The 24,354-nt window shown below is 60.1% G+C and carries 26 protein-coding genes; 17 read left to right on the top strand and 9 right to left on the bottom strand.

Annotated features, from left to right (window positions below; genetic code table 11):
- Positions 1-2: 2 nt before the first annotated feature.
- Both GSQ81_RS04880 and GSQ81_RS04875 read right to left on the bottom strand, forming a co-directional pair.
- On the bottom strand, positions 3-929 hold the full coding sequence (locus GSQ81_RS04880; protein ID WP_158909550.1) for a TerC/Alx family metal homeostasis membrane protein: 927 nt from the start codon (positions 927-929) through the stop codon (positions 3-5).
- 50 nt (positions 930-979) lie between these two features.
- On the bottom strand, positions 980-1,165 hold the full coding sequence (locus GSQ81_RS04875; RefSeq protein WP_158909549.1) for a hypothetical protein: 186 nt from the start codon (positions 1,163-1,165) through the stop codon (positions 980-982).
- A 187-nt stretch (positions 1,166-1,352) separates the two neighbouring features.
- Here GSQ81_RS04875 and GSQ81_RS04870 point away from each other — a divergent pair, with 187 nt between their 5' ends.
- Positions 1,353-1,847: a DUF3761 domain-containing protein gene (locus GSQ81_RS04870; RefSeq protein WP_158909548.1), complete on the top strand. Its 495-nt coding sequence runs from the start codon at positions 1,353-1,355 to the stop codon at positions 1,845-1,847.
- 74 nt (positions 1,848-1,921) lie between these two features.
- On the opposite strand, the gene GSQ81_RS04865 is transcribed toward GSQ81_RS04870, so the two are convergent.
- The 4 genes from GSQ81_RS04865 to GSQ81_RS20225 all read right to left on the bottom strand — a co-directional run bounded on the left by GSQ81_RS04865 (position 1,922) and on the right by GSQ81_RS20225 (position 5,363).
- The gene (locus GSQ81_RS04865; RefSeq protein WP_254059991.1) at positions 1,922-2,941 is read right to left on the bottom strand and encodes an isoaspartyl peptidase/L-asparaginase family protein; all 1,020 of its coding nucleotides are present in this window, start codon (positions 2,939-2,941) and stop codon (positions 1,922-1,924) included.
- A gap of 115 nt (positions 2,942-3,056) precedes the next feature.
- A complete protein-coding gene (locus GSQ81_RS04860; RefSeq protein ID WP_158909546.1) occupies positions 3,057-4,037 on the bottom strand; it encodes a M28 family peptidase in 981 nt (326 codons plus the stop codon).
- Positions 4,034-4,819 (bottom strand): twin-arginine translocase subunit TatC, encoded by a 786-nt coding sequence (tatC, locus tag GSQ81_RS04855; protein WP_158909545.1) that lies wholly within the window; start codon positions 4,817-4,819, stop codon positions 4,034-4,036. The genes GSQ81_RS04860 and tatC overlap by 4 nt, the downstream gene beginning before the upstream one ends.
- Positions 4,812-5,363, bottom strand: a complete 552-nt coding sequence (locus GSQ81_RS20225; protein WP_158909544.1) for a twin-arginine translocase TatA/TatE family subunit — start codon at positions 5,361-5,363, stop codon at positions 4,812-4,814. Before GSQ81_RS20225 ends, tatC begins: the two co-directional genes overlap by 8 nt.
- A gap of 365 nt (positions 5,364-5,728) precedes the next feature.
- Between GSQ81_RS20225 and nadA the strand changes: the two genes are divergently transcribed.
- The 5 genes from nadA to GSQ81_RS04825 all read left to right on the top strand — a co-directional run bounded on the left by nadA (position 5,729) and on the right by GSQ81_RS04825 (position 9,109).
- A complete protein-coding gene (nadA, locus tag GSQ81_RS04845) occupies positions 5,729-6,880 on the top strand; it encodes a quinolinate synthase NadA (protein WP_254059990.1) in 1,152 nt (383 codons plus the stop codon).
- A 12-nt stretch (positions 6,881-6,892) separates the two neighbouring features.
- Entirely contained in the window at positions 6,893-7,330 is a 438-nt protein-coding gene (locus GSQ81_RS04840; RefSeq protein ID WP_158909543.1) for a DUF2203 domain-containing protein, read from the top strand.
- Positions 7,331-7,421: 91 nt separating this feature from the next.
- Positions 7,422-7,838: a transcriptional repressor gene (locus GSQ81_RS04835; RefSeq protein ID WP_318523749.1), complete on the top strand. Its 417-nt coding sequence runs from the start codon at positions 7,422-7,424 to the stop codon at positions 7,836-7,838.
- Positions 7,839-7,940: 102 nt separating this feature from the next.
- A complete protein-coding gene (locus tag GSQ81_RS04830; protein WP_158909541.1) occupies positions 7,941-8,480 on the top strand; it encodes a peroxiredoxin in 540 nt (179 codons plus the stop codon).
- Between the two features lie 83 nt (positions 8,481-8,563).
- On the top strand, positions 8,564-9,109 hold the full coding sequence (locus GSQ81_RS04825) for a carboxymuconolactone decarboxylase family protein (protein WP_158909540.1): 546 nt from the start codon (positions 8,564-8,566) through the stop codon (positions 9,107-9,109).
- 53 nt (positions 9,110-9,162) lie between these two features.
- On the opposite strand, the gene GSQ81_RS04820 is transcribed toward GSQ81_RS04825, so the two are convergent.
- Positions 9,163-10,230, bottom strand: a complete 1,068-nt coding sequence (locus GSQ81_RS04820) for a M28 family peptidase (protein WP_254059989.1) — start codon at positions 10,228-10,230, stop codon at positions 9,163-9,165.
- An 83-nt stretch (positions 10,231-10,313) separates the two neighbouring features.
- Here GSQ81_RS04820 and GSQ81_RS04815 point away from each other — a divergent pair, with 83 nt between their 5' ends.
- From GSQ81_RS04815 to GSQ81_RS04805, 3 genes are all read left to right on the top strand, one after another.
- The gene (locus GSQ81_RS04815) at positions 10,314-11,480 is read left to right on the top strand and encodes a beta-propeller fold lactonase family protein (protein WP_158909539.1); all 1,167 of its coding nucleotides are present in this window, start codon (positions 10,314-10,316) and stop codon (positions 11,478-11,480) included.
- Between the two features lie 300 nt (positions 11,481-11,780).
- Positions 11,781-12,827: an SH3 domain-containing protein gene (locus tag GSQ81_RS04810; RefSeq protein ID WP_254059988.1), complete on the top strand. Its 1,047-nt coding sequence runs from the start codon at positions 11,781-11,783 to the stop codon at positions 12,825-12,827.
- Positions 12,828-12,892: 65 nt separating this feature from the next.
- Positions 12,893-13,567 (top strand): MgtC/SapB family protein, encoded by a 675-nt coding sequence (locus tag GSQ81_RS04805; RefSeq protein WP_158909537.1) that lies wholly within the window; start codon positions 12,893-12,895, stop codon positions 13,565-13,567.
- Between the two features lie 327 nt (positions 13,568-13,894).
- Here GSQ81_RS04805 and GSQ81_RS04800 read toward each other — a convergent pair whose 3' ends face one another.
- Positions 13,895-15,061, bottom strand: coding sequence for a DegT/DnrJ/EryC1/StrS aminotransferase family protein (locus tag GSQ81_RS04800; RefSeq protein WP_254059987.1), 1,167 nt, complete (start codon positions 15,059-15,061; stop codon positions 13,895-13,897).
- Between the two features lie 253 nt (positions 15,062-15,314).
- Here GSQ81_RS04800 and hfq point away from each other — a divergent pair, with 253 nt between their 5' ends.
- From hfq to atpC, 8 genes are all read left to right on the top strand, one after another.
- The gene (hfq, locus tag GSQ81_RS04795; RefSeq protein ID WP_158909536.1) at positions 15,315-15,647 is read left to right on the top strand and encodes an RNA chaperone Hfq; all 333 of its coding nucleotides are present in this window, start codon (positions 15,315-15,317) and stop codon (positions 15,645-15,647) included.
- Between the two features lie 488 nt (positions 15,648-16,135).
- Complete coding sequence (locus GSQ81_RS04790) at positions 16,136-16,657, top strand: ATP synthase F0 subunit B (protein ID WP_254059986.1); 522 nt, start codon at positions 16,136-16,138, stop codon at positions 16,655-16,657.
- A gap of 23 nt (positions 16,658-16,680) precedes the next feature.
- Positions 16,681-17,400, top strand: a complete 720-nt coding sequence (locus GSQ81_RS04785; protein ID WP_158909535.1) for an ATP synthase F0 subunit B — start codon at positions 16,681-16,683, stop codon at positions 17,398-17,400.
- A complete protein-coding gene (atpH, locus tag GSQ81_RS04780; protein ID WP_158909534.1) occupies positions 17,400-17,939 on the top strand; it encodes an ATP synthase F1 subunit delta in 540 nt (179 codons plus the stop codon). The genes GSQ81_RS04785 and atpH overlap by 1 nt, the downstream gene beginning before the upstream one ends.
- Before the next feature lie 60 nt (positions 17,940-17,999).
- The gene (gene atpA / locus GSQ81_RS04775) at positions 18,000-19,547 is read left to right on the top strand and encodes a F0F1 ATP synthase subunit alpha (RefSeq protein WP_158909533.1); all 1,548 of its coding nucleotides are present in this window, start codon (positions 18,000-18,002) and stop codon (positions 19,545-19,547) included.
- 3 nt (positions 19,548-19,550) lie between these two features.
- Positions 19,551-20,642: a F0F1 ATP synthase subunit gamma gene (locus tag GSQ81_RS04770; protein WP_158909532.1), complete on the top strand. Its 1,092-nt coding sequence runs from the start codon at positions 19,551-19,553 to the stop codon at positions 20,640-20,642.
- Positions 20,643-20,691: 49 nt separating this feature from the next.
- Entirely contained in the window at positions 20,692-22,134 is a 1,443-nt protein-coding gene (gene atpD, locus GSQ81_RS04765) for a F0F1 ATP synthase subunit beta (protein WP_158909531.1), read from the top strand.
- A gap of 2 nt (positions 22,135-22,136) precedes the next feature.
- A complete protein-coding gene (gene atpC, locus GSQ81_RS04760; protein WP_158909530.1) occupies positions 22,137-22,571 on the top strand; it encodes an ATP synthase F1 subunit epsilon in 435 nt (144 codons plus the stop codon).
- Positions 22,572-22,646: 75 nt separating this feature from the next.
- Here the strand turns inward: atpC and aroE are convergent, their stop codons facing one another.
- Complete coding sequence (gene aroE, locus GSQ81_RS04755) at positions 22,647-24,233, bottom strand: shikimate dehydrogenase (protein ID WP_254059985.1); 1,587 nt, start codon at positions 24,231-24,233, stop codon at positions 22,647-22,649.
- Between the last annotated feature and the right edge of the window lie 121 nt (positions 24,234-24,354).

Here is a 24,354-nt window from a genome sequence, read left to right as displayed (position 1 = left end):
ATTTACGCTTGCGCTGATGGCTTGGCGAGGAGCGAGGCCGTGACCGTGATGGCGAGCAGAGCGACGATCACGCCGAGCGAGAGCAGAGGCCCGATCTCGATCCAGTGGCCGGAGAGCATCTTGAGCGCGGCGAAGGCGAGCACGGCGGCAAGGCCGTAGTGGAGGAAGCGCAGCTTGGCGAGGAAGTGGACGAGCAGGAAGTAGAGCGAGCGTAGGCCCATGACCGCCATGATGTTCGAGGTATAGGCGAGGAAGGGATGGCGGGTGATGGAGAGGACGGCAGGGATGGAGTCGAGGGCGAAGACGACGTCGGCCAGCTCGATGGCGACCAGCGCGAGGAAGAGGACGGTGGCCATGCGGCGGTTGTCCTCGATGACGAAGAAGTGGTCCTGGGTGAGGCTGACGGGGTGGACTTTGGAGAGCCAGCGTATCCAGACTGGGGTCTCCTCGCTGTGAGACGACGGTATGACGAGGCGGATGGCGGCGACGAGCAGGATGGCGGCGAAGACGTAGCTGATCCAGGCGAAGCGGTTGAGGAGACCTAGCCCGGCCGCGATGAAGGCCCCGCGCATGAGGATGGCGCCGAGGACTCCCCAGAAGAGGACGCGGGGCTGCTTGAGCGGCTGGATCTGGAAGAGGCGGAAGAGGAGAAGGAAGACGAAGAGGTTGTCGATGGAGAGCGACTCTTCGATGGCGTACCCGGCGAGGTATTGGACGGCGGACTCGCTGCCGAGGCTATAGAAAACGAAGACGGCAAAAGCGAGGGCGGCGGCGATCCACAGGACGGTCGAGACGACGGCGTTGCGGTGGGCCTTGGCCGGCGAAGGCGCGGAGGTGCGGCGGCGCGTGTAGAAGAACTCGAACGCGAGCAGGACGAGGAGAAAAAGGTGGAAGCCGATCCAGTGGCTGATGGGGGTGGCAGCGGGCATCTGTCTTACGATGCTATCGCGAGGCTGCTACTGAGCGCATATCGATTTAGCTAATGGGCGACGATGAGGGCATAGACGCCGTAGACGGCCAGGGCCAGAAAGATCCACAGAAGTGAGGAAAAGAACACGCCGCGGAGGACGGGAAGCAGGGGGTGAGTCAGCAGAAAATCGGCTGCCGAGGCCCGGTGCGGGGTGGCGGCGTTGTCGTAGGTCGAGTGGAGCGTAGGCGCGTGCATGGTACTACCTCGTTGATTTTGAGAGTAGGAGCGGGGGTTGAAGGGCTGCTATCCCCGAAAAGGGGGAGGGGCTGCACCGTTTGGGTGAGGTGGGAATAGAAATCGTGATGACAGGTTTTCCGGGTTGGCGTAGCATAAGTCCGTATTTCGGCAGAAGTTAGTGATCTCGTTAGTCTCAGGAGAATTTATGAGGATATGTACTCGGTTGTTGGCGGTTGCGGCAGGGCTGCTTGCCGTAAATGTGGCTCTGGCACAGGCGCCTGCGGGATCGACTGGGCAGTGCAAGGACGGAACGTACACGACGGCTGCGAGCAAAAGCGGCGCTTGCCGAGGGCATAAGGGAATTCAGACGTGGTTGGCGGCGTCGGCTGCACCGACTTCGGCCAAGCAGGCATCCCCGGCTGTTGCCCCGGCTCCGATGGCGATGAAGTCAACTGCACCGGCGGCGGCACCGGTTCCAATGACGGCTGCTCCGGCCAAGGCTCCGAAACAGTCAGCAGCTACGATGCAGCAGGCGGCAGGCGGCGGACCGGGGATGGTCTGGGTGAATACCTTGTCGAAGGTCTATCACTGCTCGGGAACGAAGTACTACGGCAAGACCAAGGAAGGGAAGTATATGTCTGAGGCGGATGCAAAGGCTTCGGGCGCGCGCGCCGACCATGGAAATGCCTGCAACAAATAGAGATTGGGCCTGGTTAGAAGAGAGCGGCGGCACAGAGGCTTGTGCCGCCGCTGTTATTTAATGGATGGTTGAAACTACTTCACCCAGACTGTTGCTGCGCTGCCTTCGACCTGCTGTGCATGGAAGATCCCGACCGTATTGTTGCTCCAGACCGGCTCGCCCGTACGGCCCAGCACGATCACGCCGCCTTCGCCGCCTTTGAGCGCGGGCAGTTCGGTGTGGATCATCTGGTCAGCGGCCTGCTGTAGCGTCTTGCCTTGTTCCACCAGCGTACCGACCTGACGCGCCAGCGTGAGCCGAATGAAGTACTCCCCAACCCCGGTGCCCGAGACTGCGCAGGAACGGTCGCTCGCATAGGTACCCGCGCCGATGATCGGCGAGTCTCCCACGCGTCCAGGGAGCTTGCCCTGCATGCCCCCGGTTGAAGTAGCAGCAGCGAGATGCCCTTGCACATCGCGCGCAACCGCTCCCACGGTGCCAAAGCGGTGCGAGAAGATGTGAGGGTCGAGTCCGGAGAGCGCCGCATGGCCGCTTCCTTGAGGCGGCGGCGTGCCGGCGGGGTGAGGGGGCACAGCGCGGCCACTCGTACGCATCACGTCGGCAAACTCCTGCCAGCGCATTTCGGTGAAGAAGAATGCGGGGGGTTCCTGTTGTAAGCCTTGCGCGCGGGAGAAGGCATCGGCTCCTGAGCCCACCATCATGACGTAGGGTGTGTGCTCCATGACAGCGCGAGCCAGTGCGATAGGATGTCGCGTAAAGTGAATGCTCGCTACGGAACCGGCTTCGAGCGTTGCGCCATTCATCAACGCGGCGTCCATCTCGTTGGTGCCGTCGGCGGCAAAGGCTGATCCCCGACCGGCGTTAAAGAGGGGATCATCTTCCAAGACTTCCACAGATGCTTCCACGGCATCGAGAGCGGAGCCGTGACGGGCCAGCACGGCGGAGCCTGCCGCGAGCGCCCTGGCCAGTGAGGCGTGATAGGCCGATGCAGTCGCCGTGTCCATGTGCTTCCACTCCGACTCGCCCGCGCCACCGTGGATGGCGATGGCCCAGGGCTGTGCTTGCGCTACGAGGCTGGTAAGAAGAAGCGGCATAAGGAAGGATAGACGCATGCGGGCAATTGTAGATGCAGACTATGGCCGCCGATGAGGCGATCAGGAGATAAAGTCAACATCGACACTGCGATACATGGCAACATGCCGCACGGTTCTAGCTGTGCTGGTCGATCAGGCGGATCATCTCTAGGAAGAGGTCGCCTGCAATCTGGAGCGAGTGTGCGCTGATCTTGTCGATGGTGTCGAAGGCGGTGTGGTGGTAGCCGTCGGGCAGAGTCATGGTGTGGGGACCGTAGTCGATGTCGATGATGTCGAGGACGGGGACACCGCGCTGCTGGAAGGGGAGATGGTCATCCTGCACGGCGGTCTCGTTTTTGAAGACGTAGCTGGAGTGGCCGGTATTTTTTGCCGCCTGCTTGAGCATGTCGAGGAGCCAGGGAGTTGAGTTCTGGTCCTTGTCTATATTGAGGTCTTTGTCGCCGATCATGTCAGCGACCATAAAGGCCTTGATCTTCTTGAGGGTGCCATCCTGCGACCATTTAGCGGCGAGGTGGCGAGTGCCATAGAGGGAGTCGGAGTCGGACCATGACTGGACGGCCTCTTCGCCGTCGTCGAAGACCAGCCAGACACTGTAGCCCTGCGGCGGATGAGTGCGGAGGTAGTTGCCGATCTCGATGAGCAGGGCAGAGGTGCAGGCGCCGTCGTTGGCGCCGACGAAGCCGATGTCGCGCAGCGGGTAGTTGGTCTCGTAGTGGCTGGCGAGGACGATGACGCCGTCCTTTTTGCCGGGATAGCGGACGATGTAGTTGCGCATGTCCATCAGGCCGGCGGGGGTGCTGGCGGTAAAGCTATCGGTCTCGAAGTGGCCCTTGGCGATCTCGGGTTTGAAGTGGTCTTTGATGAAGGCTTCGGCTTTGGCGTGGCCGGGGGAGCCGATGTAACGCTTGGGCGCTACGTTAAGGAACTGCTGCGTGAGGGCGAAGGCTGCTTGTCCGTTGAAGCGTGCCGGGGCTTCTGCCGGAGCTTTGGCGGCTGCGAGGAGAAGAACAAGCAAGGGCAGAAGCAACCGCAGATCCTTCGACTTCGCTGCGCTTCGCTCAGGATGACAGACGTTTACCAATGCGGCAGAGGTCATGAGGGCTTGAGTTCCTTGGCTTTGCGGCGGGCCGGGTGGACGAAGAAGGCTACGCCGACGCCGACAAAGTAGAGCGCAAGCATAGGAGCGGCGAAGAGGCACATGCTGTACGGGTCGGGCATGGGGCAGATGATGGCCGCGATGAGGAAGATGATGAGGATGGCGTAACGGAAGTGTTTGACGAGAAATTTGGCGTCGACGATACCGAAGAGTGCGAGGAAGAAGATGAGGATGGGCAGTTCGAAGGTGATGCCCAGGCCGAGAATGATGGCGAGGAAGAAGCCGGTGTAGTCCTCGATGGTGATGATGGGGTGGAAGTCTTTGCCGAAGTCGAGGATGAGGACTTTGAGCGCGCCGGGAAGGACCCAGCGATAACCGAACCATGCTCCGATGAAGAAGAGGCCGATGGTTGCGGCCATGAAGGGGATGACGTAACGTTTCTCGTTGGCGTACATGCCGGGCGAGATGAAGAGCCAGACCTGATAGAGGATGAAAGGCGAGGCGAGGATGGCTCCGCCGAGAAAGGCCACCTTGAGATAGAGGTTCAGGCCGTCGGTGGGATGCGTGAAGTTAAGCTGGAGGTGGAGATTGGTGAGCGGCTGCTGCACCCAGCCATAGAGATGCTCGTGAAAGAAGTAGGCGACGGCGAAGCCGACGAGCAGATAGCCGGCAGAATGCATGAGGCGCGTACGCAGCTCGCCGAGATGCTCCATGAGGCTCATGCCGGGAAGTTCTGCGCGATCGGTGACGGCGGCCCGGGCGCGATCGACGAAATCAGCCATGAACGGGGGCCTCGGTCGTCTGGTCAGATACGGGCACCGGCTCCGGTGCGCGCGGGATGGAGCTGAAGGCCTGCGAGATGGAAGAGCTGCTGGCTACGGGAAGGCCGGTCGATGGAGGCATGATGTTGAGGTCGCCTGAGGTTGCGATGGGAAGTGGTTCGGGGGCCGGTTCGGCGTTGGCTTCGGAGACGGGTTCGACTGCAGTTTCGATGCTCGGGGTCGAGTAGTCGTCCTTGAAAGAATCCATGTAGGGATGCTCTTCGATGGGGTCTTCGCTGAGGGGAGGAGCGATGGTGTTTTCGCTGCCGTCGGTGATGGCAGGGGTGACGGGGGCAGCAGCTTCCATGGCGGCGATCTTCTTCTGCTGATCGGCCTGTTCGGCCATGCGCAGCTCGTCCTCCATCTGCATACGGAACTCGTTCGAGGCACGGCGGAACTCGCCCATGAGCTTGCCCAACTGGCGGGCGAGTTCGGGCAGCTTCTTCGGGCCGAAGAGGATCAGGGCGAGAACGAAGATGAGTGCGCTGTCCTGAAAGCTAGGCATAGGTAAGTCTCATGATACGGCTTACGTTGGAGGGTAACAAATAGATGGCTTGTATTGACACTGTTGTAAGATTAATGGAGTAGGGCTGACGGATTGCGGGGCTGAATTGAGGACGAAAGATGCATCTTTTGAGTGCGCCCTTCGTCCAATGAAATAAGAGCGGCGAAGATGGCCGCGAGCGCAGCAAAAGGTAGTAAGGGTTGCAACACCCCCGTGGGTTGGAGGGCGGTTTGAAACGGGCCGCCCCTAGCGAATCCACTGCAGCCTCGGTAGTTCATGCTTTCAACATCCCCGTCTCGGAGGCGAAGGACGGTGCCGGCTTCAGCCGACCCCTAACGACCTCGTGAGACTGAAGGCGGAGTACATTGAACGGACTCATGGAAGAGGTCGCGGCAACGGCCGTGGCAGAGCGTGTTGCGGATACGTGTTCTCTGGATCACTATCTCTCGCAGCCTGATCACACGATGGATGCGCGAATCGCCGCGGCACGGGCTACTCTGGGCACTGACGTGGTTCTGCTGGGGCATCATTATCAGCGCGACGAGGTGATACGGTTTGCCGACTATACCGGCGACAGCTACAAGCTGAGCAAGGCTGCTGCGGAGACCAATGCCAAGTACATGCTGTTCTGCGGCGTGCACTTTATGGCGGAGACGGCAGACATTCTGGCTCAATTGTGGCAGCAGGTGATCCTGCCGGATTTGAACGCTGGCTGCTCGATGGCCGATATGGCCGAGATTGGCCAGGTAGAAGATTGCTGCGATTCGCTGGAGCGCGCCGGATTGACCAGTGAGGCTTCGGGCGGATTGATTCCTCTGACTTATATGAATTCGGCTGCGTCGATCAAGGCTTTTTGCGGAGAGCGGGGCGGATTGGTCTGCACCTCCTCGAACGCTCGTGGGGCCTTTGAGTGGGCATTTGCGCGGGCGGGGAAGATTTTGTTTCTGCCCGACCAGCATCTGGGCCGCAATACGGCGTTTGCCATGGGCATTCCGCGTGAGCAGATGGTGGTCTGGGACCCCTATCAGATCAACGGCGGTCTCTCGCCGGATCGGCTCAAAGCCGCGAAGGTAATTTTGTGGAAGGGACACTGCTCGGTGCATCAGCGGTTTCTGCCGGAGCATGTCGACCGCGTGCGCCGGGAAGAGCCGGGGATGCAGGTGATCGTGCATCCCGAGTGCCGCTGGGAGGTCTGCCAGAAGGCCGATGCGATTGGCTCGACCGAGCGGATTATCAAGTGCATCGAGGATGCTCCCGAAGGCGCGAGCTTTGCCGTCGGTACGGAGATTCACCTGGTCAACCGGCTGGCGAAGCGGTTCGCTCCGCTTGGCAAGCGCGTGATTACGCTGGACGATGCCGGTTGCCTGTGCACGACGATGTATCGCATCTCGCCGCAGCATCTGGCGTGGGCGCTGGAAAATCTCGTCGAAGGGCGTGTGGTGAATCGCATCAAGGTGGAAGATGATGTAAAGCAGTGGTCGCGTGTCGCGCTCGACCGCATGCTGGAAGTTTCGTGAGAGAGGGTGGGCGTGAGTAAGACATTTACATTGGGCGAGGCGCAGACGATGTTGCGGGTGCTGGAGTCCCTGCTGCGCAAGGCGCAGGCCGCGGGACTTCGCGCTGGTGCCTTCGAGGCGGAGATGCAGCAGTTGAGCTACCGGATCTTTCTGTCGGGCGGCATGCATGTGGATGTAACCACCGCGGCCAAGCGACGGGCGCAGCGCGACAAGGCAGCGCAGGAGACGGCCGACACGCTGGGCGAGATCGAAGCGATCGGGGTGCAGGTGCAGGACCTCGACGAAGGGCTGCTCGATTTTCCCTGTGTGATGGACGGCAAGACGGTCATGCTCTGCTGGAAGCTGGGTGAGGATGCGATTACGCACTGGCACGAGCCGGAGGATGGTTTCGCGGGGCGGAAACCGCTCGATGAGGGCTTTGGGAAGTCGGAGCGCGAGCGGCTAAACTGAAGAAATTTTGACAGATAATAATCCTTGGAAAGATTAATCTATCAAACGATAACTATTATCGTTTGATATGAGGTACACTTGTTAAGTGCAAGTGGCGCCCTCCAAAACGTTTCGTGAACTTTGTAGCGAGCATGGCATTGCCGTGACGCATCAGCGGCAGGTCTTGTACGAAGTCATGCAGGGGATGAGTGGGCATCCCAGCCCGGAAGAAGTCTATGTCCGGGTGAAGAAGAAGATTCCAGCGATCTCGCTGGCTACCGTTTACAAAAACATTCATCTCTTCGTCGAGAGCGGTGTCTTTCGCAAGATGAGCATGCACCACGGTTCCGTGCGCGTGGAGATGAACAATGAGGCGCACCATCACATGGTGTGCTCGCATTGCAAAGCGATTACCGATATAGGCGAACGAGAGTTGGGACTGGTGTCCAAGCGCACCCGTCTGCCGGGAGGCTTCCTGGTGGAGCGGTACGCCGTGGATGTCATCGGTCTCTGTCCGAAGTGTCAATAGGCCGGCAACTGGCCGGCAAGTCAGAGTGAAGCAGCAATTGTTTTAAATAGGTCTGCCGATGGGCGGAAGACCTGGAACTGTCTCAAAAAGGAGTTACTTTCTATGTTGCAAATTGGCGAAAAATTCCCCAACTATAGCGTTACGGCCACTGTTTCAACGGACAAGGATGAAGCAAAGGCATTCACTACGATTACCGACGAGTCTTATCCGGGCAAGTGGAAGCTGTACTTCTTCTGGCCAAAGGACTTTACGTTTGTCTGTCCCACTGAGATTGCGGCGTTCGGTAAGTTGAATAGCGAGTTCGCTGACCGCGATTGCCAGATTCTTGGCGGCAGCACAGACAACGAATATGTCCACGCCGCGTGGCGCACGCATCACGCCGACCTGAAGGACCTGCCGTTTCCCATGCTGTCGGATATCCGGCGCGATCTTTGCGGCCAGCTCGGCATTCTGGATGAGCAGGCAGGCGTGGCGCAGCGAGCGACGTTTATCGTCGATCCGGAGAACGTAATCCGGTTTATCTATGTGACCGATCTGTCGGTGGGTCGCAATCCGCAGGAGGTCCTGCGTGTGCTCGATGCGCTGCAGACCGATGAACTGTGCCCCTGCAATTGGCAGAAGGGCGAAGCCACTTTGGCGTAGTTTGTTTTTGGCGGAAGGGCGCGGCTGCTGACTGCCGCGCCTTTTCTGTAGCATGAATCCCTGACGGGGAAAGGATTAATGAGATGGCATTGGAAGATCTGATTGGCGGGCTGCCCGCGTACGCGAAGGACCTGAAGCTGAACTATTCTTCGCTGGTAAAGCAGAACACGGAACTGACTCCGCAGCAGTTGTGGGGAACAGTGGTGGTAGCTGCGATTGCTACGCGAAGCCCGGAGTTGACCACGGAGGTCATCGCAGAGGCTGAGGCGGTGTTGAGCCCGGCTGCTCTGGACGCGGCGAAGGCTGCTGCGGCGATCATGGGCATGAACAATATCTATTACCGCTTTCACCACCTGACGAGCAACGAGAAGTATGCGACGCTGCCGTCGCGGCTGCGGATGAACGTGCTTCGCGGGCATTCGGTTGAAGCGCTTGACTTCGAGCTGTGGTGCCTTGCGGTGAGCGCGGTGAACGCTTGTGGCAAATGTGTGGACTCGCACGAGAAGGTGTTGCGCGAGAAGGGTGCCACGGAAGAGTTGATCAATGCTGCGATCCGCGTTACTTCGGTGATTCACGCGATTGGCGTTGTGCTCGATTCGGAGAAGGCTTCGCCTACGGCTTCCGCATAGGTGTTATATCGACTCATGGTGAAGAGGACGCGGGCATCTGCTCGCGTCCTTTTTTATTTGGGTATTGCCTGATGCCAGGGTTTGCGGCCGAAGTTCCACTGAGGCTTCCAGGTAGTGTTTGCCAGCCAGTTGACAGGGGCGACCATTGAGGCGATGGCATGGGTCATGTGAGTGAAGTCGATGCTGCGGAGTTCGTCGCTGGGCTGGTGGTAGTCCTTGTGTAGACCGAAGCTGGAGACGGTCTGAGCGATGATGCCTTGTAGCGCGAGGGCGTAGTTGTCGGAGCGGCGAAAAAAGTGCTGCCCCATATGAGGATCGTTGACCAGATGGGCACCATGCTTTGCCAGTTCGGGGCCAAGATTGGTGCGGCTGAAGCCTGTAAGCCAAAGAGTTCCAGCGGGAACGGTCGGGTCGGGCCGTCCGATCATCTCGAATTCGAGGTTGGCGACGATGCTGGTCAGCGGGACGGCCGGGTGCGCGAGGAAGGCGCGGTTGCCGAAGCCGCCGATCTCTTCCGATCCGAAGAGCGCAAAGACGATGGTGCGGCGCGGACGGTGGCCGGTGGCGAGGATGTGCGCGAGAGCGAGGACCGCTGTCGTTCCTGAGGCGTCGTCGTCTGCGCCGTTATAGATGCTGTCGCCGTTGACGGCGGGGCCGATGCCGAGGTGGTCGAGGTGCGCGGTGAGCAGGATGACCTCGTTGGGCTCGCTGCTGCCGCGAAGAATCGCGATGGCGTTCCAGGTCTCTTTGCGGGGCGTGTCTTCGAACTTCGAGAGGCGTTGCTTGATGTCCGCAGGAAGAGGATTGGGCAGCGGTACTTTCTGCAGAAAGGTGCCGTTGTCGCCGCCGGGTTCGAGGCCGAGAGACTGGAACTGCGAGGCGGCAAAGAGAGCGGCGATGTGCTCGTCGCGCGTAGCGGAGCCGCGTCCATGAAGCTCATCGTCGGCGAGGAAGGCCATGTCGGCGTGGACTTCGCGTTGAAGTTCAGGAAGAATGGATGCCGTTTGTGAAGGCAGCGAGTCAAACGAGTGGATTCGCTGACCATTCAAAGCAGGACTGGCAATCGGTAGCCAGAGAAGTATTGCAAATCCGAAGAGAGATACGCGCCGGGGCGAAGACATGGCGCAGATTATATCGAAGCATGAGCAAGATCTATTTTGAGAAGTGCATGTCTGCTGCGAAGATAGCTGCAAGAGGATTGAGGATGAGAGTACGGGCCGCAGGTGTGCCATGGTTGATCTGCTTGATGGCAGCGGTAGGGCTAACGGTGCTGACTGGGTGCAGCGGTTTCTTTCCGCCCGTAACTCCGACTCCGCCGCCGGGGTCGACGGGGAATTATGCCTATGTCGCCAATACCACGGGGACGGCGGCCAGTGGAACCAACCCCGCGACAGGCACCGTAAGCGGCTTTGCGGTGGGCACGGGAACCCTGACGGCGGTACCGAGTTCTCCGCTGACGCTGGGGTATCAGCCGGTTGCGATGGCGGTGACGCGAAACAACCAGTTTTTGTACGTGGCGACGCTGGGCAACATCAATGTGTACGCGATTAATTCCGATGGCTCGTTGAGCGCGCCGAGCACCGGCACGGGTGTCGCGATTGTGAACGCGGTCTCGATGGATGTGTCACCGGACGGGCAGTGGCTGGTGGCTCTGGATGGGAACACGCTGCAGGCGCAGGTCGATGTGTTTCAGATCAACACTTCCACCGGCGCGTTGGCGGCTGTATCGAATGGGACCTTCGCGCTTCCGAATGCCGTGATTAACCCCAGAATGGTGAAGATATCTCCGAATGGCGCCTATATCTTTGCTGCGTTTGGGACGGGTGGAGATGTAGTCTTTACCTTCAATACCTCGACCGGTCTTGCGATTGGTGTTCAGAACCTGGCGGTGTCGAGCCAGACCAGCGACAACGGCCTCACAGTCGATAGCGCTTCGGCGTACCTCTACATCGCGCGCAGCGGAACGGGAGGCGGTGTGCGCGTCTTCGCCATCGGCAGCGGCGGAACGCTGAACGAGATCGCGGGCTCGCCTTTTGCGTCGGGAGGTCAGGCGTACTCCGTGGTGCTGGACAATGCCGGCAAGTATGTCTATGCGGCGAACCGAACCAACGGCACGATCTACGGCTATTCCATCGGCACCGGAGGCGCGCTGACGGCCCTGGGCGGATCACCTTACGCGAGCGGTTTGCTGGTGACATCGCTGGGCACGGACAGCAGCGGAGATTACCTGCTGGCAGCAGCGTTTGGCGGCAACGCCGACCTCTCGATGTACAGCTTCGATACGACTACTCCGGGCAAGCTGGACCTCGCGACCAGCACGGCGACGGGAACTGATCCTGCCGGAGCGATTGCCGTCGCGTTGACACACTGAGGGCAGTAACTCATCTTGTTCGCTTGCCGGAATGCGCTGAATCGGTGAACAACTGTGCGTGGGTTCAACGCATCGGCCAGTAGTATGGAGAGAGAAGTTCCTCAGTTTTGCTGGAGTTTTAGGGCCATTCTTTCTTCTTTCTGCCAACCCGTTCCCTCTCGATCTGCTTCCAGTCGATCTGTTTCCAGACGAAATCGAATCTGGCTTGCGGCCTGTGCGCTGCTGTCCGTGTGCCTGCTGGCCGGCATCACCGGTTGCTCGCGGCTACGGCCCAGACCGCATCGTGAATATGTGTACGTGATGGCGAAGAAGACGTACCTGCGCGACCGTGTGGCGGCGGTATCGAACCGGACCGCGGATGTGGCGAACGGCGACAGGCTACAGGTGCTCGATCACGGGCGGCGCTTCTTCAAGGTGCAGACCGACCAGGGCGCGCAAGGCTGGATCAACGAGAAGATGGTGGCGACGCAGGACGTCTTCGACCAGTTTGCCATATTGACGAAGGCGCACGAAAAGGACCCCATCGTGGCCACCGGTGTCGTGCGGGACGATGTGTACATGCACCTCACTCCGGGACGTGAGACGGAGCATTTCCTCCGCCTGGGCGAGGGTGAGAAGCTGAAGCTGCTGCGGCGCGCCACGCTGCCCAAGCCGGTGCCGCCGGGCCTGCAAGCCATTCCGTCCGTCGTGGTGAAGGGCAAGGCGGTGGAGGCCACGCCGCCAGCACCACCGGCGATGGACGACTGGTGGCTGGTGCGCGACTCGAGAGGCAATGCAGGCTGGGTCTATAGCCGTCTCATCGATGTGGACGCTCCCGACTCGCTGGTGCGGTACTCCGAAGGCCAGCGAATCGTGGGCGCCTACATTCTGACCAGGGTATACGACCCCGATGCTCCGCAGGATGACAAGAACATCCCCGAATATGTAACCGTAACCAGTCCATATGTAGCGGGACTGCCCTACGACTTCAACCAGGTGCGCGTCTTCATCTGGAACGTGAAGAAGCACCGCTACGAGACGGCGTACCGTGACAAGAACATTGAGGGCTATCTGCCGCTGAAGGTGACGATGGCGAGCGACCCCTATGGCAAGGCTCCAGCGTCTGCGACGGTGGCGCCCACGTACAGCTACCATGTGCTGGCCGGAGACGCTCCCCGGGTCGTGCCCGATCCTGCCACCGGAGCGATTGTGCCGGGCAAGACGGTGCTGAAGACCTATCGGCTGGAAGGGAACCTGGTGCGGAGAGTTCTGCCTCCGAATACGACCGCGCCAGACGAGGCCCATCCTGAGCCTGTCCAGAAGAAGGCGAAAAATGCCGCGAGGGTGAGAAGCAGGCGCAGGCGGTAAGTCGTCCCATGGATTCCGCAGTGATATAAGTGGCTGTACGATTTACCGCGAACTCGGAGCGCACGATGACTCTTCCCCCGCACGAAATCGCATTGCGGCTGGTTACGGCCACGGTGCTGGCAGGTCTGGTTGGCCTCGATCGAGAACGTCATCGAAGCGCGGCTGGTCTGCGCACCCATGCGCTGGTGGGGATGTCGTCCTGCCTGCTGATGATCGTCTCCGCCTTCGGCTTTGTCGATATTCTGGGCACCCCCGGTGTGGGATTGGACCCCTCTCGCATTGCGGCGCAGATCGTCACGGGCATCGGTTTTCTGGGGGCGGGCACGATCATCGCGCATGGGGACTCTGTTCGCGGATTGACGACTGCCGCCAGCATCTGGTCTGTCGCTGCTCTGGGAGTTGCGGTTGGAGGCGGCATGTATCGCGCTGCCATCCTCGGCACAGCGCTCGCGCTGATTCTGCTTCTGGTGATGCGCCCGATCGAGCGCCGGTTGGATACGCGCTGGCGCAAGCAGACGATCAGGGCACTCTATGATCCACAGCTTGTTACGCCGGAGGTAGTTCTGGGAGCTTTGCGGCGCGCGAACCTCAACGTCATCGGGCTGAGCGTGGAGGCGCAGGGAGACAGCGGTAAAGATGAGATTGAGGTCACGCTTCTCCAAAGCGGAGATGTGGTTCTGGCGAATGCCCTGCAAATCGTCGCTCAGCTTGAGGGCGTGCAGAGCGCGAAGACGCAATAGCTCGCCCTGAGGGCTCGTGTAAAAAACTCGAAGCTGCGTCATCTCGACCCCATCTGTACCGTCCCTGCCATACGTCATCTCGACCGAAGGCGGCGCTTTTGCCGCCGTAGCGGAGAGACCTCTGTATTTCGCCGTTGTTCTGGTCGTTGCCTATTCTTTCTAGCCTGATGCACTACATCCATGACAGCTTTTAAACAAATTCTGACAGAACACATTTGCAGCGTGAACTTCCTTTCCTCTCCCAGAGGGTGAAATACAGGGGTCTCTCCACTCCGCTGCGCTGCGGTCGAGATGACGTGTTCCTTATACGAGAAATTTAAACAATATTCAGGCGTAAAAGGCGGCGATGGCGTCCACCACTGTCTGCTGCTCGTCTTCGCGCAACTCTGGATAGATCGGCAGCGCAAGCACCTCGGCGGCGGCAGTTTCGCTGGCAGGGAAGTCTCCCCGTTGATAGCCCAGCCCGCTGAGGCTCGTCTGCAGGTGCAGCGGCAGAGGGTAGTAGATCTCGCTGCCGATCTCGCGGTCTGCGAGGTACTCGCGCAACGCGTCGCGTCGTGGTGCGCGAATGACGTACTGGTGAAAGACGGGCGTGGCACGAGGATCGGTGATGGGCAGCACGATACCTTCGCCGGTATTCGCAGCGGCAAGCCCAGCCCCGCGAAGCAGTTGATCGTAGCGCGCAGCGCGATCGCGGCGCTGCTGGTTCCACTCCGGCAGATAGCGTAGTTTCACTTCGAGCACGGCGGCCTGCAGCGTGTCCAGCCGCGAGTTCCAGCCCACCTCGTCGTGGAAGTAGCGGCGCCGCATTCCGTGGGCGCGCAACATGCGGGCGTGCTCGTCGTACTCGGCGGAGAGGGTCGTGAGCAAACCGGCATCCCCAAAGGCGCTGAGGTTCTTGGTGGGGTAGAAGCTGAAGGCGGCAAGGTCCCCCAGCGCTCCCGCCGGAGTGCCGTTCCATGCTGCTCCGAAGGCCTGCGCGGCGTCCTCGATCAGCAATAGATTGTAGCGTTGCTTCAGGGCGGCAAAGGCGTCCCAGTCGGCGCACTGGCCGTACAGATGGACGGGGAGGACAGCTTTGACCGTCCTGCCCGCGTGGGAATGCAGCAGCACTTCTTCGACCGCATCGGCTGAGAGGTTGAAGGTCAGGGGATCGATATCTGCCAGAAAGGGTTGCGCACCGCAGCGCAGGATGGAACTGACCGAGGCAAAGAAGCTGAACGGGGTCGTGACGACGGCATCCCCGGGGCCGATTCCGGCTGCGGCCATGGCCAGCCAGAGAGCGTCCGTGCCGCTGGCGCAGCCGATAGCGTAGGGCGCGGCGCAGGCCGCTGCGGCGTCCCGTTCGAAGCTCGTGACCTGGGGGCCGAGGATAAACCGCTGCGAGTCGCAGACTTTTTCGATGGCGGCAAGGACTTCCTGGCGAATCCCGGCAAACTGGCGGGTGAAGTCAAGCATCGGAACAGGTTGGGAGTTATGGCTCACGTCTGTCATGGTATATCGCAGAAAGTGTGCGAGCAGGCGTCCATTTTGCCGTGGGCTGCGTCTAATAAACTCGGCATGGCGAAAGTGTAGCCAAAGCTACAGGCCGCGCCGGTTGATAAATGCAGCAGAGGGTCGTATGGTTTCACAATCTTGGCTTCAGTCCCGGCTGCTACGAAGGTTGGGTTTTTTGCTGAAGTAAATGCGGTATGGCGGACTTTTTACGGAACACAAATTTAGCTCAAAGCTAAAGGAGATCGGCCCTATGGATTCAAAGCCGGCACAGAACATTCAGGACACATTTCTCAACACGGTTCGGAAAGACAAGAGCCCAATTACGATCTATCTGGTGAGCGGCGTCAAGCTGACCGGCAAGATACGGTCGTTCGATAAGTACTCCGTGCTGTTGGAGAACAACAGCCAGGAACAGTTGATCTTCAAGCACGCCATCTCCACGGTGGTGAGTGGCCGTGCCGGGGCCCATCTGGAGCTTCGTTCGGATAAGCCCGACGTGCGGTCGTCGATTCCCCATCCATCGCCCGCAGCCAGTTCCCCTTCGTCCGAGGCGACCGGAACCCAGGGTGCTGTTAGTCGTTGATCAAAACCAGAAATAAGAATGCAGTCGCCGCAAGGCCTGCACGGCGCAGTCTCGTGCCGCGCAGGCCTGGTGGCGATGATCGTTGCGTGCCGTTTGCATGTTGAGAGGGAGCGGTACGAAGAGGGAAGTCTACGCTCCCGCAGAAGTGCGGCATCGCTCCTTAATCGGTTCAACAGATCTTCGGAGCACCCTTAACTAGCATAGGTCGCCTGAATGGGAGCGGAGGTGGTGTCCCAATCACGCGACCTATGTGACCCAGAATATAGGGTCCGGGTGGTATCTTTCAGTTTAACCCCTTTGCCGCAAAAGTCAAAGGGGGGAATTTTGAGAAAAACGGCGTCTGTAACCCTTGCAGCTTGTACGGTTATCGAATCACCCTGATTGCGCGTGTCTGGTTTGACACTCGTGTAAACGCTTTGCTAGAACTAGATGTATCGCATCCAGCAGGTTAAGCCACACACTCGACGTAGGTTGAACAAGATAAGTGTGTGAACTCGGCTGCGAAGGAATCTCTGAACGGCTGCTGCGACCCCTATTCCATGGAAGACATACTCAATCAACTCGGTGGACTTGTGCTCGGCTCCGTGCCGACCATGGTTCTTTTTATCCTGCTGGTCATCTCCTATGGCCTGCTGGTGCGTCGTCCGCTGGACCGTCTTCTCGCCGAGCGCCGCAAGCGCACCACCGGCGCGGTTGAACAGGCGCGGGGCGCCATCGCTGCTGCCGAGGCCGAGACCACCGCATATGAGGACAAGCTGCGCAAGGCAAAGGCCGAGATCTTCAAGGCCCGCGATGAGAAGCTGAAGCAGTGGAACGCAGAGCGCGAGGCCGCCATCGAAGAGGTTCGGAAGGCCACCCAGCAGCGCACGCTCGCGGCAAAGCTCGAGATCGAGCAGAGCGCAGCCGCAGCCCGCGCCCAGATCGAAGGCATGAGCGCTGAACTCAGCTCGCGTATCCTCGCCGCCGTGTTGCCCGCTGGCATGACGCAGCCGGAAGAGGTCGCCCAGTGAAGTTTCCCACTCGATTCCCCGCAATGAGAAAGCTGCTCCCTGCCCTGGTTCTGACGACGCTGCTCTTCGCGCCTGTCTGCCATGCGGTTGCCCAGCAGCCGGCCAGCGTAGCCTCTGTCAACTCTGACAGCGGCCGCATGAGCACGCCCGAGGCCCAGTCTCCCGAGAAGAACCAGCAGGAGAAGGACGAGAACGACGAGTATCGCCACTCTGCCACAGTACGTGCCCTGGGCGCGAAGCTGGGCATGAACGCCGATCAGGCAGCGACCGCCTTTACCGTCACCAACTTCATCGTGCTCGCCATTCTGGTCGGCTGGTTTCTGCTCAAGACGCTCCCCAAGACCTTCCGTGACCGCAGCTCTGCAATTCAGAAGCACCTGGTCGATGCCCGCACCGCGACCGAAGAGGCCAGCGCCCGCCTGAACAGCGTGGAAAACCGCCTCGGCAAGCTCGATGAGCAGATTGCCGCCATGCGCGTACAGGCTGAGAAGGACGCAGCCCTCGACGAACAACGCATCAAGGCCGCTGTCGAAGAGGAGAAGCAGAAGATCCTCAAATCGGCGGAGCAGGAGATCTCTGCGGCAACGAGTCAAGCCCGCAAGCATCTCCAGCAGTACGCTGCCGAGTTGGCCATCGAGCAGGCCGCCCGCAAGCTGGTCGTCACCGCGGAGACCGATCGTCTTCTGGTACAGGGTTTTGCCCGCCGACTCACCGGCGACGAGACGAAGGGCGGCGAAAACTAATGTCAGCGCTCACTCTTCGCTACGCCCACGCCTTTGCCTCGGTAGCTGCATCGAACCATCTGGATGCAACCGCCGCCCAGCAGCAGCTACGCGACTTCAGCGACACCTTCGCCGGTAGCCACGAGTTGCGTGAAGTCCTGATGAATCCGTCGATCGTCAGCGAGCAGAAGTTGAAGGTCCTCGATGCCATCGCCGGTCGTATCGGCATGATTTCGCAGGTGCGAAACTTCCTCGCTGTCATCATGGACCACCAGCGTCTCGCGGAGCTCGATGAGATTCTCGCCGAGTACCACGAGATCGCCGACGAGCAGTCGGGCCTTGCCGAAGCCGAGATCACCAGCGCGCATCCTTTGAACGATGAAGACCGCGTCCAGCTTGAGGCGCAGGTGGCCAAAGTGGCGGGAGGCCGTGTTCGCGCATCGTACCGTCAGGATGCTACATTGCTGGGCGGGGCTGTGGTGCGCATCGGATCGACGGTTTATGACGGCTCGCTCCGGGGGCAGTTCCAGCAACTGAAGCAAAAGCTGGCAAACGCCTGAGTTTCTCCCGCATCGCACCAAAAAATTTTGAGATTGAAACGAATCGAGTAGAAGGAAGACATGGCAAAGATTAAGGCTGATGAGATAACAGAGCTGCTTCGCCAGCAGATTGAGAACTACGAGCAACGCATTCAGGTCGACGAAGTCGGCACGGTCATCTCGCTCGGCGACGGTATCGCCCGCGTTCACGGCCTCGACAAAGTCATGGCCGGCGAGCTGATCGAGTTCCCCCACGGTATTGCCGGACTCGCGATGAACCTTGACGAGGACCAGGTCGGCGCCGTGCTCCTCGGCGATTACACCCAGATCAAGGAAGGTGACGAGGTCAAGCGCACCGGACGCATCATGTCCGTGCCTGTCGGCGAAGCCCTGATTGGTCGCGTCGTCAACGCGCTCGGCGAGCCCATCGACGACAAGGGCCCCATCAACACCGACAAGTTTCTCCCCGTCGAGCGTCTCGCTCCCGGCGTCATCGACCGTCAGTCGGTGCGCGAGCCCATGGCCACCGGCATCAAGGCCATCGACACGATGATTCCTATCGGCCGCGGCCAGCGCGAGCTGCTGATCGGCGACCGCCAGACCGGCAAGACTGCCATCGCGCTCGACACCATCATCAACTCGGCGAAGAACAACCTCATCTGCATCTACTGCGCCGTCGGCCAGAAGCGCTCGTCGGTTGCGCAGGTGGTACAGACGCTCGAAGAGTACGGCGCGATGGCTTACACCATCGTCGTTGCCGCGACTGCTTCCGAGCCCGCGCCGATGCAGTACCTCGCTCCCTTTGCCGCGACCGCCATGGGCGAGTACTTCCGCGACAGCGGCAAGCACGCCCTCATCATCTACGACGACCTCTCGAAGCACGCTGCCAGCTACCGCGAAATCTCGCTGCTGCTGCGCCGTCCGCCAGGCCGCGAAGCCTATCCCGGCGACGTCTTCTATCTTCACTCGCGTCTGCTCGAGCGCAGCTCCAAGGTCTCCGACAAGCTCGGCGGCGGCTCGCTCACCGCGCTGCCCATCATCGAGACCCAGGCAGGCGACGTCTCGGCCTATATTCCGACCAACGTGATCTCGATCACCGACGGACAGATCTTCCTTGAGACTGACCTCTTCAACTCAGGCGTGCGTCCCGCCGTCAATGTCGGCCTCTCGGTCTCGCGCGTCGGCTTCTCTGCGGCTACCAAGGCGACCAAGCAGGTAGGCGCCACGCTGAAGCTCGATCTCGCACAGTATCGCGAGCTTGCCGCCTTCGCGCAGTTCGGCTCCGACCTCGACAAGGTTACGCAGCAGCAGTTGAACCGTGGCCAGCGCCTCACCGAACTTTTGAAGCAGCCGCAGTTCCAGCCGCTCTCGGCAGAGAAGCAGGTAGCCATCCTCTTCGCCGGTGTCAACGGCCTGCTCGACGATGTTGAAGTGAAGGACCTCCGCGCCTTCGAGGACGGCTTCTATCCGTATCTCGAATCCTCACAGGCCTCCATCCTCACCGACATTGCAACGAAGAAAGCGCTCGACGACGACCTGAAGGCCCGCCTCACCGCAGCCATCAAGGACTACAAGTCGAGCTTCCTCGCCGGAATCAAGGACAAGAAGGAAGCGGTCGCGGCTAAATAATCCATGGCAAACGTTCTCGATTTACGGCGCCGCATCCGCAGTGTGAAGAATACGCGGCAGATCACCAAGGCCATGAAGATGGTGTCGGCGGCCAAGCTGCGCCGAGCGCAGGAGCGTGCCATGCTGGCGCGGCCCTACGCGCAGATGGTGTCGAACGTTCTGGAGTCGCTGGTACGCCGCACCGACCTCTACAATCCGCAGACCGGAGATGTCGTTCATCCGCTGCTGGTCGAGCGCGAAGAGAAGAATGTTCTCGTCGTGGTCGTCGCCGGCGACAAGGGATTTGCCGGTGCCTTCAACTCGAACATCGTCAAGGCAGCGCAGGGCTTTATCGACGCCCGCCGCGCACTTGGCCAGACCGTCGATATCGAGCCGGTGGGCCGCAAGGCGCGCGATATGTTTCGCAAGCGCTATCCGGTGGCCAACTACGAGAAGAAGGAAGAGCACTACGACAACGATCTCGCCACCCACTTCGAGATTCTGCGCCATCGCGCCGCCCCCATCGAAATCGTGGGCGACCATCCCACGATGCTGCTCAAGATCGAGATCGACGAAGTATCGGACATGGCACACTCCATCATCGACCGCTATACGCGTTCGGAGATCGATTCGGTCTACGTCGTCTATAACGAGTTCAAGTCCGTCATCTCGCAGCGCGTCGTCGTCGAAAAGCTGCTGCCCATCCGCAAGCTTGGCTCGCACGAGATCACCGTGGCCGAGGTCATGAGCGAAGAGCAGCGCGATGCGGCGGCCCATGCGGCGCGCACCTCGGGCATCACCATCACCGATCAGGGCGAGTCGGCGCTCGACGCCGAGGCAAAGAAGTTCGGTACCGCCGAGGTCGACTACATCTTCGATCAGGAGCCAGAGCGTCTGTTCCGCCACCTGATGCCGCGTTACGTCACCACGCAGATCTTTCATGCCCTGCTGGAATCGGTCGCCGCAGAACATGCCGCCCGCATGACGGCAATGGATGCAGCAACCAGCAACGCCGGAGATATGATCGACGCCCTCTCGCTCACCATGAACCGTGTGCGGCAGGCGGCAATTACGAAGGAAATTATTGAGATTGTGAGTGGCGCAGCCGCTCTGTAACTAACAGGCAACTTCTGTAAAGCAGACCACTGCGAGACGAAAGAGACTTATGGCAGACAACATTGGAAAAGTAATTTCGATCAGCGGCCCGGCCGTTGACGTTCAGTTCGAAGAGGCGCACATGCCGCCCATCTTCCAGGCGCTGCGCATCGTCAGCGAGGGCTTCGACGTTCCCACCCCGCTCGATGTCGTCGTCGAGGTGCAGCAGCATCTCGGTGAAGGACGCGTGCGCTGCATCGCGATGGTCGCCACCGAGGGCATGGTCCGCGGCATGAAGGCGATCGACACCGGTTCGGGCATCATGGTGCCGGTAGGCCGTGAGACGCTGGGCCGTGTGCTCAACGTCCTCGGCGAACCTGTAGACGAGCTTGGCCCGATCAACGCCAAGGTGCACCTGCCCATCCACCGGCAGGCCCCTGCGTTCGACGAGCAGTCCACCAGCGAAGAGATGTTCGAGACCGGCATCAAGGTCATCGACCTCATCCAGCCCTTCCTTAAGGGCGGCAAGATCGGCCTCTTCGGCGGCGCCGGTGTCGGCAAGACCGTCATCATTCAGGAACTGATCAATAACGTTGCCACCAAGCATGGCGGCTTCTCGGTATTCGCCGGAGTCGGAGAGCGCACCCGCGAGGGCAACGACCTCTGGATGGAGTTCCAGGAGTCCGGCGTTATCGATCTCAAGGACCTTCCCAAGAGCAAAGCAACGCTTGTCTACGGACAGATGACCGAGCCCCCAGGGGCGCGTCTCCGCGTGGCGCTCACTGGGCTCACCGTCGCCGAAAACTTCCGCGACCAGGAGGGTGCCGACACGCTCCTCTTCATCGACAACATCTTCCGCTTCACCCAGGCGGGTTCCGAGGTCTCCACCCTGCTCGGGCGTATGCCTTCGGCCGTAGGTTACCAGCCTAACCTCGCCACCGAGATGGGCGAGTTGCAGGAGCGCATCACCTCGACCAAGAAGGGTTCGATCACCTCGGTGCAGGCCGTCTACGTGCCCGCGGATGACTTTACCGATCCCGCTCCAGCCACTACCTTTGCTCACCTCGACGCCACCACCGCGCTCTCCCGTCCTTTGTCGGAGCTTGGTATCTACCCGGCCGTCGATCCTCTGGTCTCCACCTCGCGCATTCTCACCCCGCGAGTCGTCGGTCAGGAGCACTATGATGTCGCGCAGGGCGTCAAGAAGATCCTGCAGCGGTACAAGGACCTTCAGGACATTATCGCCATCCTCGGTATCGACGAGCTTTCAGACGAGGACAAGCTCACCGTCGCCCGCGCCCGCAAGGTGCAACGCTTCCTGTCGCAGCCCTTCCACGTAGCCGAAATCTTTACCGGAATCCCCGGCGCCTACGTCAAGGTCGAGGATACCGTTCGCTCGTTCAAGGAGATCATCGAAGGCAAGCACGATGATATTCCGGAGCAGGCCTTCTACCTTAAGGGCGGCATCGAAGATGTACTCGCCGCCGCAGAGAAGATGAAGCAGATCGCATAACCATGGCAGACACAACCACCAACTCGGGATTGTTAGCGGTCAGGCTGGTAACGCCGGACCGCGTCCTGCTCGACGCAACGGCGGACTCGGTCGAGCTGCCCTCCATGGCAGGCTACCTGGAGGCGCTCTATGGCGCGGCCCCTTTGCTTGCCGAACTCGGCGCAGGCGAAGTGCGTCTCCACGGAGGCACCTCGGGCGACCAGAAGTTCTTCGTGGCCTGGGGCTTTGTCGAAGTGCTGCCGGAGCGTGTCACGATTCTGGCGGAAACTGCTCTTCATCCAGACGAGATCGATCGTAACGAGGCATTGCAGGAGCTTCAGGAGGGCGAAAAGCTCTGGCAGGAAGCAGGCGACGAGGGCGACAAGTACGACGAAGCCAACGCCGTCACCCGCAAGGCCGAGGAGAAGCTGGCCTCAGCCGAAGGCAAGAGCCACTAACCAATCTTTCATCGCAATCAAAAAGGCCACCTCGTTTGAGGTGGCCTTTTCTTTTCAAACAACAAGATTCTAGAACTATTTCTTCTTTGCCTTGGCTTTCACTACAGGCTCGGGAGCTTGGGGAGCAGCTTCGGCCTGTTGCCGCAGCGCATGAATGACTACCCGCAGCATCTCCTCTTCGGGCGCGGGTTTTCCGGTCCAGATCTCGAACTGCCTTGCCCCCTGCTGCACAAACATCTCAACCCCGGTGATGATCGGGATGCTCTGCTGCCGCGCGAGCCGGATCAGCGGAGTCTCAATGGGGTTGTAGACCAGATCGAAGACCAGCTTCGTGTTCAGGTCCTTCGCCTCCAGCATCTGCGTTCCTTTTTGCCCGGCCATGCCGAGGGGCGTCGCATTGATGATCACGTCGAAGGTGGTCTTAGCCAGCGCCTCTTTCTTGATGGTCTTCGATCCGGACTGCCGCGCCAGTTTTTGCGCCGTCTCCGGCGTGCGGTTGAGGATAAACACCTCGGCACCCTTATCACGAACCCCGAAAACAGCAGCCCGCGCCGCGCCGCCAGCGCCCAGAACCAGCACCTTTGCGCCCCGCAGGGACAGCCGCTTCTCCAGCGGCCCGACGATTCCGGCGACATCGGTGTTGAATCCGTAGAGCTTGCCATCCTGCGCCCGCAGCACGGTATTGCAGGCGCCGATCTTGGTCGAAAGCGGATCGGTCTTCTCCAGATGCGCCATGATCTCCTGCTTCAGAGGCATGGTCACGCTGAGGCCCTGAATCGGTATTTCATGGACCAGCTTGAGCAGGTCAGCCAGCTTATGCGTCTGCAGCGCCAGATAGACAGCGTTCACCGTCTCGCGGCGAAAGGCCGCGTTCATCATGGCCGGCGAGAGCGAGCTGCGAATCGGATTGCCTGCAACTCCGTAGACCTTGGTGGCGGCATCGACCTGTTCAATGCGGTAGGTATCGATCAGGGTGCGAGCGGCAATCTGTCCAGGCCCGGTCTCTTCGCCCGTCGTGGCAGCGGCAAAGGTAAAGGCGCTGCCGGCGCGCACGCCGAGCACGCGCGAGATGATTCCCGCATCGCCCATGCAGATGCCGATAATGTTCGAGTGGTCCTCCATATGCTCGATGAAGCGCATGAGGGTCACATTGTCGGTCAGCGTCTTGGCGGTAGGAACGATCTTGTAAAAATCGGGATGGAAGGGCTCGATGCGGTGATAGATGCCCTCAAGATCCTTCGTGGCCGAAAAATCGTGGTAGCTGACGATGATGGCAACGCTGGTATCGCGCAGCTTCTGAATGTCGGCTTTTTTCAGAGACTCTGCCGATTCGAGCTCGAGATCGACGATATGGAAGCCGCTGGTGGCCGCCTTGATAAGAATTTCAAGCTCGGCAGCGAGGTTTCCGGTAAATTTTCCGCCGTTCGCTGAGCGTCGACAGGTCGCAATGCCCGTGGCCGCAGTATTTTCCGCGAAGAAATGCTTAAACTTCGGCAGTGCGGCGAGCGGTTTTTCGAGATAATCGAGCCGAAACTCGATAAAAGGAGTCTCTTTAACAACGGCGATGGCTTTTTCAAGCATTTCGGCTGGTGTGGTGCCAGTAATGGCGACGCAGACTTTGCCGATACGGGAGCGGAGAAATTGGGGGGCTACGGTGGGCACATTCACTCTCATGTCTACAATCGCGGTATATTACAGTGCGATGGGGCAGGATGCAACTTTTTGTTGAAAAAGCAGGAGGTTAGACTTCGTCTGCCGGCTGGGAACTTGGACGTTGAAAACG

This window comes from Granulicella sp. L56, assembly GCF_009765835.1.
GTDB lineage: Bacteria > Acidobacteriota > Terriglobia > Terriglobales > Acidobacteriaceae > Edaphobacter.
This window is presented reverse-complemented; position numbering and strand designations above follow the sequence as displayed.

Excerpts from the sequence above, each read along its gene's own strand:
- GSQ81_RS04880 (WP_158909550.1), bottom strand. The coding sequence starts at position 929 with ATGCCCGCTGCCACCCCCATCAGCCACTGGATCGGCTTCCACCTTTTT.
- GSQ81_RS04875 (WP_158909549.1), bottom strand. The coding sequence starts at position 1,165 with ATGCACGCGCCTACGCTCCACTCGACCTACGACAACGCCGCCACCCCG.
- GSQ81_RS04870 (WP_158909548.1), top strand. The coding sequence starts at position 1,353 with ATGAGGATATGTACTCGGTTGTTGGCGGTTGCGGCAGGGCTGCTTGCC.
- GSQ81_RS04865 (WP_254059991.1), bottom strand. The coding sequence starts at position 2,941 with ATGCCGCTTCTTCTTACCAGCCTCGTAGCGCAAGCACAGCCCTGGGCC.
- GSQ81_RS04860 (WP_158909546.1), bottom strand. The coding sequence starts at position 4,037 with ATGACCTCTGCCGCATTGGTAAACGTCTGTCATCCTGAGCGAAGCGCA.
- tatC (WP_158909545.1), bottom strand. The coding sequence starts at position 4,819 with ATGGCTGATTTCGTCGATCGCGCCCGGGCCGCCGTCACCGATCGCGCA.
- GSQ81_RS20225 (WP_158909544.1), bottom strand. The coding sequence starts at position 5,363 with ATGCCTAGCTTTCAGGACAGCGCACTCATCTTCGTTCTCGCCCTGATC.
- GSQ81_RS04830 (WP_158909541.1), top strand. The coding sequence starts at position 7,941 with ATGTTGCAAATTGGCGAAAAATTCCCCAACTATAGCGTTACGGCCACT.
- GSQ81_RS04825 (WP_158909540.1), top strand. The coding sequence starts at position 8,564 with ATGGCATTGGAAGATCTGATTGGCGGGCTGCCCGCGTACGCGAAGGAC.
- GSQ81_RS04820 (WP_254059989.1), bottom strand. The coding sequence starts at position 10,230 with ATGTCTTCGCCCCGGCGCGTATCTCTCTTCGGATTTGCAATACTTCTC.
- GSQ81_RS04815 (WP_158909539.1), top strand. The coding sequence starts at position 10,314 with ATGAGAGTACGGGCCGCAGGTGTGCCATGGTTGATCTGCTTGATGGCA.
- GSQ81_RS04810 (WP_254059988.1), top strand. The coding sequence starts at position 11,781 with ATGGCGAAGAAGACGTACCTGCGCGACCGTGTGGCGGCGGTATCGAAC.
- GSQ81_RS04805 (WP_158909537.1), top strand. The coding sequence starts at position 12,893 with ATGACTCTTCCCCCGCACGAAATCGCATTGCGGCTGGTTACGGCCACG.
- GSQ81_RS04800 (WP_254059987.1), bottom strand. The coding sequence starts at position 15,061 with ATGACAGACGTGAGCCATAACTCCCAACCTGTTCCGATGCTTGACTTC.
- hfq (WP_158909536.1), top strand. The coding sequence starts at position 15,315 with ATGGATTCAAAGCCGGCACAGAACATTCAGGACACATTTCTCAACACG.
- GSQ81_RS04785 (WP_158909535.1), top strand. The coding sequence starts at position 16,681 with ATGAGAAAGCTGCTCCCTGCCCTGGTTCTGACGACGCTGCTCTTCGCG.
- atpH (WP_158909534.1), top strand. The coding sequence starts at position 17,400 with ATGTCAGCGCTCACTCTTCGCTACGCCCACGCCTTTGCCTCGGTAGCT.
- atpA (WP_158909533.1), top strand. The coding sequence starts at position 18,000 with ATGGCAAAGATTAAGGCTGATGAGATAACAGAGCTGCTTCGCCAGCAG.
- GSQ81_RS04770 (WP_158909532.1), top strand. The coding sequence starts at position 19,551 with ATGGCAAACGTTCTCGATTTACGGCGCCGCATCCGCAGTGTGAAGAAT.
- atpD (WP_158909531.1), top strand. The coding sequence starts at position 20,692 with ATGGCAGACAACATTGGAAAAGTAATTTCGATCAGCGGCCCGGCCGTT.
- atpC (WP_158909530.1), top strand. The coding sequence starts at position 22,137 with ATGGCAGACACAACCACCAACTCGGGATTGTTAGCGGTCAGGCTGGTA.